11 protein-coding genes are annotated in these 12101 nt (G+C 71.2%); 7 read left to right on the forward strand and 4 right to left on the reverse strand.

The window, feature by feature from the left end; translation table 11 throughout:
• The 3 genes from ACIRR9_RS17015 to ACIRR9_RS17025 form a co-directional block, all read right to left on the reverse strand.
• Positions 1 to 873, reverse strand: coding sequence for an acyl-CoA thioesterase (locus ACIRR9_RS17015; protein ID WP_403751931.1), 873 nt, complete (start codon positions 871 to 873; stop codon positions 1 to 3).
• Positions 874 to 908: 35 nt separating this feature from the next.
• Positions 909 to 2066, reverse strand: a complete 1158-nt coding sequence (locus ACIRR9_RS17020; RefSeq protein ID WP_365344142.1) for an acyl-CoA dehydrogenase family protein — start codon at positions 2064 to 2066, stop codon at positions 909 to 911.
• A 112-nt stretch (positions 2067 to 2178) separates the two neighbouring features.
• Positions 2179 to 2775, reverse strand: coding sequence for a TetR/AcrR family transcriptional regulator (locus ACIRR9_RS17025; protein WP_403751933.1), 597 nt, complete (start codon positions 2773 to 2775; stop codon positions 2179 to 2181).
• 86 nt (positions 2776 to 2861) lie between these two features.
• Between ACIRR9_RS17025 and ACIRR9_RS17030 the strand changes: the two genes are divergently transcribed.
• Genes ACIRR9_RS17030 through ACIRR9_RS17045 form a run of 4 tightly spaced genes read left to right on the forward strand, consistent with a single transcriptional unit; the run spans position 2862 to position 8597 of the window.
• Complete coding sequence (locus tag ACIRR9_RS17030; protein WP_365344146.1) at positions 2862 to 4478, forward strand: carboxyl transferase domain-containing protein; 1617 nt, start codon at positions 2862 to 2864, stop codon at positions 4476 to 4478.
• Between the two features lie 11 nt (positions 4479 to 4489).
• On the forward strand, positions 4490 to 6502 hold the full coding sequence (locus ACIRR9_RS17035) for an acetyl/propionyl/methylcrotonyl-CoA carboxylase subunit alpha (protein WP_403751936.1): 2013 nt from the start codon (positions 4490 to 4492) through the stop codon (positions 6500 to 6502).
• Between the two features lie 8 nt (positions 6503 to 6510).
• Positions 6511 to 7431 (forward strand): hydroxymethylglutaryl-CoA lyase, encoded by a 921-nt coding sequence (locus ACIRR9_RS17040; RefSeq protein WP_403752321.1) that lies wholly within the window; start codon positions 6511 to 6513, stop codon positions 7429 to 7431.
• A 5-nt stretch (positions 7432 to 7436) separates the two neighbouring features.
• On the forward strand, positions 7437 to 8597 hold the full coding sequence (locus tag ACIRR9_RS17045) for an acyl-CoA dehydrogenase family protein (protein WP_365344151.1): 1161 nt from the start codon (positions 7437 to 7439) through the stop codon (positions 8595 to 8597).
• Positions 8598 to 8632: 35 nt separating this feature from the next.
• Here the strand turns inward: ACIRR9_RS17045 and ACIRR9_RS17050 are convergent, their stop codons facing one another.
• Complete coding sequence (locus ACIRR9_RS17050) at positions 8633 to 9436, reverse strand: aminoglycoside 3'-phosphotransferase (RefSeq protein WP_403751938.1); 804 nt, start codon at positions 9434 to 9436, stop codon at positions 8633 to 8635.
• A 113-nt stretch (positions 9437 to 9549) separates the two neighbouring features.
• On the opposite strand from ACIRR9_RS17050, the gene ACIRR9_RS17055 reads away from it, so the two are divergent.
• From ACIRR9_RS17055 to ACIRR9_RS17065, 3 genes are all read left to right on the forward strand, one after another.
• Complete coding sequence (locus ACIRR9_RS17055; protein WP_403751940.1) at positions 9550 to 9897, forward strand: nucleotidyltransferase domain-containing protein; 348 nt, start codon at positions 9550 to 9552, stop codon at positions 9895 to 9897.
• 164 nt (positions 9898 to 10061) lie between these two features.
• Positions 10062 to 11108, forward strand: a complete 1047-nt coding sequence (locus ACIRR9_RS17060; protein ID WP_403751942.1) for an ABC transporter substrate-binding protein — start codon at positions 10062 to 10064, stop codon at positions 11106 to 11108.
• Positions 11109 to 11157: 49 nt separating this feature from the next.
• Positions 11158 to 11991 (forward strand): siderophore-interacting protein, encoded by an 834-nt coding sequence (locus ACIRR9_RS17065; protein ID WP_403751944.1) that lies wholly within the window; start codon positions 11158 to 11160, stop codon positions 11989 to 11991.
• The last annotated feature ends 110 nt before the right edge of the window (positions 11992 to 12101 follow it).

Genomic DNA, 12101 nt, shown 5'->3' on the forward strand with positions numbered 1-12101 from the left:
TCAGTTTTCCCGGGGGACGCGGACGACACCCTCCTGGATCACGGAAATGGCCAGTGAACCGTCCTGGGTGTAGATCCGTGCCTGGCCGAGGCCGCGGCCGCCGTGGGCCGACGGGGACTCCTGGTCGTACAGCAGCCACTCGTCGGCACGGAACGGCCGGTGGAACCACATGGCGTGGTCGAGCGAGGCGCCCACCACGTCCCCGACGGCCCAGCCGCCGCGGCCGTGCGCGAGCAGGACGGAGTCGAGGAGGGTCATGTCGGAGACGTACGTGGCGAGGACGACATGCAGCAGCGGGTCGTCGTCGAGCTTGCCGTTGGTGCGGAACCAGACCTGGCTGTGCGGCTCGCGCGGCTCGCCGTACTTGCCGAACGGCGGCTCCTCGACGTACCGCAGGTCGATCGCCTCGCGGGCCTCCAGGAACTTCCCGACGACGACCGGGTCCAGGTGGTCGTAACCGCGGAAGCGCTCCGCCGAGGTGGGCAGGGTCTCCGGGTCGGGCGCGGCCGGCATCGGGGCCTGGTGGTCGAGGCCCTCCTCGAACGTCTGGAAGGACGCCGAGAGGGCGAAGATCGGCCGGCCGTGCTGGACGGCGACCGCGCGCCGCGTGGTGAAGGAGCGGCCGTCGCGGATGCGCTCGACGGTGTAGACGATGGGCGCGCCCGGGTCGCCGGGGCGCAGGAAGTACGCGTGCAGCGAGTGGGCGTGCCGGTCCGCCGGGACGGTGCGCCCGGCGGCGACCAGCGCCTGGGCCGCGACCTGCCCGCCGAACACGCGCGGGACGACGGCGGACCGGGACTGGCCGCGGAAGATGTTCTCCTCGATCTGCTCCAGGTCGAGCAGATCGAGGAGATCGTTCAGTGCCTGGTTCATGGCACCTTTTCTACTGGCCGGTAATTGCGGGAGCCTTACAGGCCCATGTCCTTCGCGATGATCGTCTTCATGATCTCGCTGGTGCCACCGTAGATGCGGTTGACGCGGTTGTCCGCGTACAGGCGGGCGATCGGGTACTCGTTCATGAAGCCGTAGCCGCCGTGCAGCTGGAGGCAGCGGTCGATCACGCGGTGGGCGACCTCGGTGGTGAACAGCTTGGCGCTGGCGGCCTCCGCCGGGGTCAGCTCACCGGCGTCGAGAGCCTCCGTGGCGCGGTCGACGACGGCCTCGGCCGCGTCCACCTCGGCCTGGCAGGCGGCCAGCTCGAACTTGGTGTTCTGGAAGGCGGCGACGGGCTGGCCGAAGACGACGCGGTCCTGGACGTACTGCTTGGCGAACCGTATGGCGGCCTTGGCCTGGGCGTAGGCGCCGAAGGCGATGCCCCAGCGCTCGGAGGCGAGGTTGTGGCCGAGGTAGTAGAAGCCCTTGTTCTCCTCGCCGAGGAGGTCCTCGACGGGGACCTTGACGTCGACGAACGCGAGCTCGGCGGTGTCGGAGGTCTTCAGGCCCAGCTTGTCGAGCTTGCGGCCGACCGAGTAGCCCTCGGCCTTGGTGTCCACGACGAAGAGGGAGATGCCGTGCCGGCGGTCCTCGGCGGAGGGCGCGGAGGTGCGGGCGCAGACGATCATGCGGTCGGCGTGCACACCGCCGGTGATGAAGGTCTTGGCGCCGTTGAGGACGTAGTGCGTGCCGTCCTCGCTGAGCTTGGCGGTGGTCTTCATGCCCGCGAGGTCGGAGCCGGTGCCCGGCTCGGTCATCGCGATGGCCCACATCTCCTCGCCGGAGACGAACTTCGGCAGGTACCGCTTCTTCTGCTCGTCCGTCGCCAGCAGCTTGAGGTACGGCAGGCCGAGCAGCACGTGCACACCGGAGCCGCCGAACGCGACGCCCGCGCGGGCGGTCTCCTCGTACAGGACGGCCTCGAACTTGTAGGAGTCGATGCCGGCGCCGCCGTACTCCTCGTCGACGCGGATGCCGAAGACGCCGAGCTCGGCGAGCTTGTAGTAGAAGTCGCGGGGCGCCTGGCCCGCCGCGAACCACTCGTCGTACACCGGTACGACCTCGGCCTCGATGAAGGCGCGGATGGTCTCCCGGAACGCCTCGTGATCCTCGTTGAACAACGTACGGCGCACGCCGCCACCTCCAGGCACGTCCATCTGTCTAAGCGCTTGCTCAGAACATCACCGTACCGGCGGGTAGGCGGATGGGTCCAGGGTGCGGGAGCCAGGACGGGCGTAACGCTCGTCACTCCCCCGCCGCGGCCCCGAACGCCCCCTTCGCCATCCGGTGCAGCAGGGTCGCCGTCGCCGCGCGGCCCGGCAGGGAACCCGGTCGGCCCAAATGCGGGGTCGAGTTCAGCAGGCCGAAGACCGAGTGGACGGCCGAGCGGGCGGCGGGCTCCGACAGGGTCGGGTGGACCCCCCGCAGGACCTCCACCCACAACTCGACGTACTGCCGCTGGAGCTGGCGGACGAGCTTGCGGTCGCTGTCGCGCAAGCGGTCCAGCTCCCGGTCGTGCAGGGTGATCAGTGGGCGGTCGTCGAGGGCGAAGTCGATATGGCCCTCGATGAGGGAGTCGAGGACCTCCGCGGCGGGGACCCCGTCGGCCTCCGCCAGGCGCCGCTTCGCCCCCGTCAGCAGCTGCCCGCTGATCCCGACCAGCAGCTCCGCGAGCATCGCGTCCTTGCCCGCGAAGTGCCGGTAGAGACCGGGCCCGCTGATGCCGACCGCGGCGCCTATCTCGTCGACGCCGACACCGTGGAAGCCGCGCTCGGCGAACAGCCGGGCGGCCTCCTTGAGGATCTGCTCGCGACGGCTCGGGGCGTCGGTTCTCGTGACCATGAAGGCAATTCTAGACAGGGAGGTTAGCGGTCGTTAACCTGAGGGAAATGCGTTAACGCTCATTAACAAGGTGAGGGGATCGCGGCATGGACCAGGCACCGGAGCTGACGAGCGCGGCAGACCCCGCGTCGGAGGCCTTTCGGGCCAACGAGGAGGCGCACCGCGCCCTCGTGGAGGAGCTGCGCACCAAGCTGGCCGCGGCCGCACTGGGCGGCGGCGAGAAGGCCCGCGCCCGGCACACCGCGCGCGGGAAGCTGCTGCCGAGGGACCGGGTGGACACCCTGCTCGATCCGGGGTCCCCGTTCCTGGAACTGGCCCCCCTGGCCGCCGAGGGGATGTACGACGGAGCGGCACCGGCCGCCGGTGTGATCGCCGGGATCGGGCGGGTGAGCGGGCGCGAGTGCGTGATCGTCGCCAACGACGCGACCGTCAAGGGCGGCACGTACTACCCGATGACCGTGAAGAAGCACCTGCGGGCGCAGGAGGTGGCCCTCGACAACCGGCTGCCCTGTCTCTACCTCGTGGACTCCGGCGGCGCCTTCCTGCCCATGCAGGACGAGGTCTTCCCGGACCGCGACCACTTCGGGCGGATCTTCTACAACCAGGCCCGGATGTCGGGGGCGGGGATCCCGCAGATCGCGGCGGTGCTCGGCTCCTGCACGGCGGGCGGCGCGTACGTCCCGGCCATGAGCGACGAGGCCGTCATCGTCCGCAACCAGGGCACGATCTTCCTCGGCGGGCCCCCGCTGGTGAAGGCCGCCACCGGTGAGGTCGTCACCGCCGAGGAGCTGGGCGGCGGCGAGGTGCACTCCCGGGTCTCCGGGGTCACCGACCACCTCGCCGAGGACGACGCGCACGCCCTCAGGATCGTCCGGAACATCGTCGCCACCCTCCCGGCCCGGCGCGCCCTGCCCTGGCAGGTCACCCCGGTCGTCGAACCCAAGGCCGACCCCTACGGCCTCTACGGCGCCGTCCCCGTCGACTCCCGCACCCCCTACGACGTCCGCGAGGTCATCGCCCGGGTCGTCGACGGCTCCCGGTTCGCCGAGTTCAAGAGCGAGTTCGGGCAGACCCTGGTCACCGGCTTCGCCCGGATCCACGGCCACCCCGTCGGCATCGTCGCCAACAACGGCATCCTCTTCTCCGAGTCCGCCCAGAAGGGCGCCCACTTCATCGAGCTGTGCGACCAGCGCGGGATCCCGCTGGTGTTCCTGCAGAACATCTCCGGCTTCATGGTCGGCAAGGACTACGAGGCCGGCGGCATCGCCAAGCACGGCGCCAAGATGGTCACGGCCGTGGCCTGCACGCGGGTGCCGAAGCTGACGGTGGTGGTCGGCGGTTCGTACGGCGCCGGGAACTACTCCATGTGCGGCCGGGCCTACTCGCCCCGCTTCCTGTGGATGTGGCCCAACGCCAAGATCTCGGTGATGGGCGGCGAGCAGGCGGCTTCGGTCCTCGCGACGGTGAAGCGGGACCAGCTGGAGGCCCGGGGCGAGGACTGGCCGGCCGAGGACGAAGAGGCCTTCAAGGCGCCCGTCCGCGCCCAGTACGAGCGCCAGGGCAACGCCTACTACGCGACCGCCCGCCTCTGGGACGACGGGGTCATCGACCCCCTCGACACCCGGCAGGTGCTCGGTCTCGCCCTGACGGCCTGTGGCAACGCGCCCCTGGGTGACCCCCAGTTCGGCGTCTTCCGGATGTGAGGAGGGGACTCGTGTTCGACACCGTACTCGTGGCCAACCGGGGCGAGATCGCCGTCCGGGTCATCCGTACGCTGCGGTCGCTGGGCGTGCGCTCGGTGGCCGTGTACTCCGACGCCGACGCGGACGCGCGGCACGTCCGGGAGGCCGACACGGCGGTACGGCTCGGTCCGGCACCGGCGGGCGAGAGCTATCTGTCCGTGGAGCGACTGCTGGATGCGGCTCTTTCGAGTGGCGCCCAGGCGGTCCACCCCGGCTACGGCTTCCTCGCGGAGAACGCCGGGTTCGCGCGGGCCTGCGAGAAGGCGGGGCTGGTGTTCATCGGCCCGCCGGCCGACGCGATCGCGCTCATGGGCGACAAGATCCGGGCGAAGGAGACCGTGGCGGCGGCCGGGGTACCGGTGGTGCCGGGCGGACGTGATCCCGAACTCACGGACGCGGCCACCGAGTTGGGCGCACCTGTGCTGCTCAAGCCGTCCGCCGGCGGGGGCGGCAAGGGCATGCGGCTGGTGCGGGACCTGGCGCTCCTGGACGAGGAGATCGCGGCCGCCCGCCGCGAGGCCCGCGCCTCCTTCGGCGACGACACGCTCCTCGTCGAACGGTGGATCGACCGGCCCCGGCACATCGAGATCCAGGTGCTGGCCGACGGCCACGGGAACGTCGTCCACCTCGGGGAGCGGGAGTGCTCCCTGCAGCGACGGCACCAGAAGGTCGTCGAGGAGGCGCCCAGCGTGCTCCTGGACGAGGCCACGCGGGCGTCGATGGGCGAAGCCGCGGTGCAGGCGGCACGGTCGTGCGGCTACGTCGGCGCGGGCACGGTGGAGTTCATCGTGCCGGGCGGCGACCCCTCGTCGTACTACTTCATGGAGATGAACACCCGGCTCCAGGTGGAGCACCCGGTCACCGAGCTGGTCACCGGCCTCGACCTGGTGGAGTGGCAGCTGCGGGTGGCGGCGGGTGAGCGACTGGCCTTCGCCCAGACCGACATCACGCTCACCGGGCACGCCGTCGAGGCGCGGATCTGCGCCGAGGACCCGGCGCGCGGCTTCCTGCCCACCGGCGGCACGGTGCTGCTGCTGGGGGAACCGCAGGGCGACGGCATCCGCACCGACTCCGGGCTCAGCGAGGGCACCGAGGTCGGCAGCCTGTACGACCCGATGCTGTCCAAGGTGATCGCGTACGGCCCGGACCGGGAGACCGCCCTCCGGAAGCTCCGCGCGGCCCTCGCGGAGACGGTCACGCTGGGCGTGCTGACCAACGCCGGCTTCCTGCGCCGGCTCCTCGCCCATCCGGCGGTGGTGGCAGGGGAGCTGGACACCGGGCTGGTGGAACGCGAGGCGGACGGACTGGTGTCGGAAACGGTGCCGGCGGAGGTGTACGCGGCGGCGGCGCTGCTGCGGCAGGACGCGATCGCGCCCGCCGGCGGCTCCGGCTGGACGGACCCGTTCGCCGCCGCCGACGGCTGGCGGCTCGGCGGCCGACGGGCCTGGACCTCGCACCACCTCCAGGTGCCCGGCCACGAACCGGTGACCGTCCGCGTGCGCCGCACGCCGGACGGGGCGGCGGAACTGCTCCTCCCCGGAACCGAGGAACCCCTTCGGGGGTCCGGGGGCGTGCCCCCACGGCGGGACACCGGGCACCGGTTCGCTCTCCGGCTGGACGGCGTCACACACACCTTCCACCGCGCCGCCGACTGGATCGGCCGCGACGGCGACGCCTGGCAGGTCCGCGACCACGACCCGGTCGCCGCCTCGCTGAGCCGCACCGCGCACTCCGGCGCCGACTCCCTCACCGCGCCGATGCCCGGCACGGTGACCGTCGTGAAGGTCGCCGTAGGGGACGAAGTCGCGGCCGGTCAGAGCCTGTTGGTGGTGGAGGCGATGAAGATGGAGCATGTCGTCTCCGCCCCGCACGCCGGCACGGTCGCCGAACTCGACGTGACACCCGGCAGCACGGTCGCCATGGACCAGGTGCTGGCCGTGATCGCCCCGGCAGCCGGGGCAGCCCCGGCAGAGGAGGACCAGTGACACTCCCCATGGTCGTACCGGCGACCGACCTCCCCGCCCGGGTCCGCATCCACGAGGTCGGCGCCCGCGACGGACTGCAGAACGAGAAGTCCACCGTGCCGACCGACGTCAAGGCCGAGTTCATCCGGCGGCTGGCCGACGCGGGCCTGACGACGATCGAGGCGACCAGCTTCGTCCACCCCAAGTGGGTGCCCCAACTGGCCGACGCGGAGGACCTGTTCCCTCGGGTCGGCGACCTCCCCGGGGTGGCCCTCCCCGTCCTGGTCCCCAATCAGCGCGGCCTGGACCGGGCACTGGCCCTCGGCGCCCGCCGGATCGCCGTCTTCGCCAGCGCCACGGAGTCCTTCGCCAAGGCCAACCTCAACCGCACGCTGGACGAGTCGCTGGCCGTCTTCGACCCGGTCGTCCGGCAGGCGAAGGACGCCGGCGCCCACGTCCGCGGTTATGTCTCGATGTGCTTCGGCGACCCCTGGGAGGGCGCCGTCCCCCTCCACCAGGTGGTCAGGGTCTGCAGGGCGCTGCGCGACATGGGCTGCGACGAGCTGAGCCTCGGCGACACGATCGGCGTCGCGACCCCCGGCCACGTCCTCGAACTGCTCTCCCTGCTCAACGAGGAAGGCGTGCCGACGAACGTCATCGGCGTGCACTTCCACGACACCTACGGCCAGGCGCTCGCCAACACCTATGCGGCCCTGGAACACGGCGTGACGACGGTCGACGCGTCCGCCGGCGGGCTCGGCGGCTGCCCGTACGCCAAGTCCGCCACCGGCAACCTCGCCACCGAGGACCTGGTCTGGATGCTCCAGGGCCTCGGCATCGAGACCGGAGTCGACCTCGGCCGTCTCACCGCCACCAGCGTGTGGATGGCCGAACAACTGGGCCGACCCAGCCCGTCCCGCACCGTCCGCGCCCTCTCCCACCAGGAGTGACGACCATGGACCACCGCCTCTCCCCCGAACTGGAAGAACTCCGCCGTACGGTGGAGGAGTTCGCGCACGACGTCGTGGCGCCGAAGATCGGCGACTTCTACGAGCGCCACGAGTTCCCTTACGAGATCGTCCGCGAGATGGGCCGCATGGGCCTGTTCGGACTGCCGTTCCCCGAGGAGTACGGCGGAATGGGCGGCGACTACCTGGCGCTCGGCATCGCCCTGGAGGAACTGGCCCGCGTCGACTCGTCGGTGGCGATCACCCTGGAGGCAGGGGTGTCGCTGGGCGCGATGCCGATCCACCTCTTCGGCACCGAGGAGCAGAAGCGGGAGTGGCTGCCGAGGCTCTGCGCCGGGGAGATCCTGGGCGCCTTCGGCCTCACCGAGCCCGACGGCGGCAGTGACGCGGGCGCCACCCGCACCACGGCCCGTCTGGACCCGGCCACCGACGAATGGGTGATCAACGGAAGCAAGTGCTTCATCACCAACTCGGGCACGGACATCACGGGGTTGGTGACGGTCACCGCGGTCACCGGCCGCAAGCCCGACGGCAAGCCGCTGATCTCCGCGATCATCGTGCCGTCCGGCACCCCCGGCTTCACGGTCGCCGCCCCCTACTCCAAGGTCGGCTGGAACGCCTCCGACACCCGTGAGCTGTCCTTCGCGGACGTCCGGGTCCCCGCCGCCAACCTCCTCGGCGAGGAGGGACGCGGCTACGCCCAGTTCCTGCGCATCCTGGACGAGGGCCGGATCGCGATCGCGGCGCTGGCCACCGGCCTGGCCCAGGGCTGCGTCGACGAGTCGGTGAAGTACGCGAAGGAGCGGCACGCCTTCGGCAGGCCCATCGGCGCCAACCAGGCCATCCAGTTCAAGGTCGCCGACATGGAGATGAAGGCCCACACGGCCCGCCTCGCCTGGCGCGACGCGGCCTCCCGCCTCGTCTCCGGCGAACCCTTCAAGAAGGAAGCCGCCCTCGCCAAGCTCTACTCCTCCACCGTCGCCGTCGACAACGCCCGCGACGCCACCCAGATCCACGGCGGCTACGGCTTCATGAACGAGTACCCGGTGGCCCGGATGTGGCGCGACTCCAAGATCCTGGAGATCGGCGAGGGCACGAGCGAGGTGCAGCGGATGCTGATCGCCCGGGAGCTGGGTCTGGTGAGCTGAGGCGATCACGCCGACGTACGCGTGCCGGGCGGCGGTCAGTCCGAGAGTCCCCACAGCAGCCGGTAGTACGTGATCCGCTCCCGGTCCGGGTCGACTTCGTAGGCTTCGAGCAGGGTCTCCTCCCAGCCCGGGCCGTAGTTCCACCGGGTGCTCCAGGTGGCGACGGCGAGGTCGGCCCAGCGGTCGGCGACACCGAGCGCGCCGAGGTCGACATGTCCCGTGCACGTGCCGTCGTCGCCGACCAGGGTGTTGGGAGCGCAGGCGTCGCCGTGGCAGACGACGAGCCGGTCGGCCGCCGGGATGTCGGCGAGCACGTCGAGCGCGCGCTCGACGGTGCCGAAGTGCCGAAGATCCCGGTGCCAGTCGGCCGGATCGATCCGCCCGGCCGCCGCTCGTGACCGCACTGCCTGCAGACGCCTTTCGGCGGACCAGTCGAAGGGGCAGTCCGCGACGGGCAACGAGTCATGCAGTGCGCGCAGCCCGGCGCCGATCGCGCGTACCGCGGTGCCGGGGTCGCGCTTCCAGTGGTCGTCCACCGCCATGCGTCCCGGCAGGCCTCGTGTGACGATCCAGGCCCCTGTGTCGTCGGCGCCCTCGTCAAGTACGCGTGGCACCACGGTGAACCTCGCCGCCCAGCGCAGGCGGGCCACCTCGGCCGCGAGGTCGAGGCCGCTGCCGGCCGGCGCCCACTTCACGAACTGCCGTGCGTCGCCGAGGCCGATCTGGAACGTCAGTCCGCCGAGCTCGTTCTTCCACACGGCCCGCGCCGGCCGCCCCGCCGCGAGCTCCGTGACGGCACGTGGGAAGTCGACGGGTTCCCGGGGCGACGCGGCGATCATCCGCACATTCTCACCGGACCGGCCGGTGGCCGGCGAACCATTTCCGCACGCGACCGGCGGCCCGCGCACCGTCCCGAGCCGCCGGTGAACGTCTGCGGCGGTACGTTGGCCGGATGACCGATCCCATGCCTCCCGGTGGCGATGTCGTCGACCCGGACGAACTGGCCGCCCGGTGGGCGGACGCCTGGCGCCCGGAGCAGGTCGCGGAGCGGCTGGACGGGGTCGGCACGCCCTGGTGCGTGGTGGCGGGTTGGGCGCTGGACCTGTTCCGCGGAGGGCGGTCGCGGCCCCACGGCGACCTGGAGATCGCGGTGCCCGAGGCGGGGTTCGCCGAAGTGCGGGACCGTTTCCCCGAGTACGCGTTCGACGCGGTGGGCTCGGGGCGGATCTGGGAACGGGCGGACGCCGATGTGCTCGCGGCCACGCGCCAGACCTGGCTGCGGGAGCTGGCGAGGCGGTGACCCGGCCCGGGTCAACAGCCGCTTGACACAGGCGTGTTGGGGCTTCCGAAGCGGCTCGCGGCGGGATTCACAGGCCCCGGACCCTGGACAAGAGCTGAGGTTAGGCTAACCTAATCAACGACTTGTCCGGCGGTGTTTCCGCACGTCCGAAAGCAGCCACACTCATGTCCAACGTCAGAGTCACCCGCCCCACCCGCCGTGGCATCCTCGCCGCCGGTGGCGCGCTCGGTCTCGGTGCCGTGCTCGCCGCGTGCGGTGACGAGGACAAAAACAGTGGCTCCTCCGACAAGGAGACGACGGCCGCGAAGTCCGGCCCCTGGACGTTCAAGGACGACCGCGGGACCACGGTGAAGCTGGACAAGGCCCCGGCGGACATCGTCGCGTTCGTCGGCGTCGCCGCCGCGCTGTACGACTACGGCATCGACGTGAAGGGCGTCTTCGGCCCGACGAAGACCAAGGCCGGCAAGGCCGACGTCCAGGCCGGCGACATGGACATCAGCAAGCTGACCGTCCTCGGCAACGAGTGGGGCCAGTTCAACGTCGAGAAGTACGCGGCCCTCGCCCCCGACGTCCTCATCACCACGATGTTCGACGGCGCCGGCACCCTCTGGTACGTCCCGGACGAGTCCAAGGACAAGATCGCCAAGCTCGCCCCGAGCGTCGGCATCTCGGCCTACGACCGCCAGCTCACCGTCCCGCTGCAGCGCGTCTGGGCCCTTGCGGAGTCGCTCGGCGCCGACATGACGGCCAGTAAGGTCACGGACGCCAAGAAGCGCTTCGAGGCGGCGGCCACCCGGCTGCGCGCCGCCGCCAAGGCGCACCCCGACCTCAAGGTGATGGCCGGCTCGGCCGCCCAGGACCTGTTCTACGTCTCCGGCACCAACCTCTCGGTGGACCTGGAGTACTTCAAGGCCCTCGGCGTGAACTTCGTCGAGCCGCCGGAGTCCGCCAAGAAGCAGGGCGGCGGCTGGTACGAGTCGCTCAGCTGGGAGAACGTCGACAAGTACAAGGCCGACATCATCATGATGGACGACCGCTCGGCGACCATCCAGCCCGCCGACATCACCCAGGCCACCTGGAAGAAGCTCCCGGCGGTCAAGGCCGGCCAGGTCATCGCCCGCTCCCCCGAGCCGATCTTCTCCTACGACAAGTGCGTCGCGATGGTCGAGAACCTCGCCAAGGCGCTGGAGACGGCCAAGAAGGTCAGCTGACCACCAGCAGACGTCCACAACCCTTCCTGACCCCATCTCAGGAGCTCATATGACGACGGCCGTAGCCGCCCCGTTCCGTTTCTTCTCCCTCCAGGTCGTACGGACGAGGCGGCTCGGTCCGTCTCTGGTCCGGGTCACCTTCGCCGGTGACGACCTGGCGCACTTCCACTCCCACGGGCGCGACCAGTCCCTCTCCCTGTTCATCCCGGCCGAGGGCCGCACCGAGCCCGCCGTGCCCATCGAGCTGGGCGACAGCTGGTGGCAGGCCTGGCGCGAACTCCCGGACGACGTACGGGCCGTGATGCGGTCGTACACACTGCGGGCACTGCGCCGGAACCCCGATGAGATCGACATCGACTTCGCGCTGCACGGTGTCGGGCCGGGTGCGTCCTGCGCGGCCGGACCCGCCTCCCGCTGGGCCTCGCGAGCCGGCGCCGGGGACCGGGTGATCCTGCTCGGGCCCGCCCTCGCCGACAACCGGGCGATCCGCTTCCGGCCCCCGCAGGACGCGGATCTGGTGCTGATCTGGGGCGACCAGACCGCCGTACCCGCCGCCACCGCCATCCTCGAGTCCCTCCCCGCCACCACACGCGTCCGCGCCTGGCTGGAGGTGCCGCACGCCGGGGACATCCAGGACGTGGCGACCCTCGCCGACGCGGAGATCGAGTGGGTGGTGGGCGACACGGCCACCGAAGCCGTCCGCGGGGCCCGGCTCCCCTCCGCCGAGCGCCCGTACGCGTGGATCGCGGGCGAGTCTGGGCGGGTGAAGGAGCTGCGCCGGCACTTCGTCGGGGAGCGCGGCATCGACCGGCGCCGGGTCACCTTCGTCGGGTACTGGCGACAGGGGCTGACGGAGGAGCAGCTGCGGGTGGCGGGCGACTGACCGGACCCGGCCGAAGTGACCGCGGTCACGGGAGCAGCAGGTTTCCCTTCAATTAACTTAGGTTAGGCTAACCTAAGTTCGTTCCCCCGCACGGATCGTCCCCGGAGGAC

This window comes from Streptomyces sp. NPDC101234 (assembly GCF_044767525.1).
Lineage (GTDB): Bacteria > Actinomycetota > Actinomycetes > Streptomycetales > Streptomycetaceae > Streptomyces > Streptomyces sasae.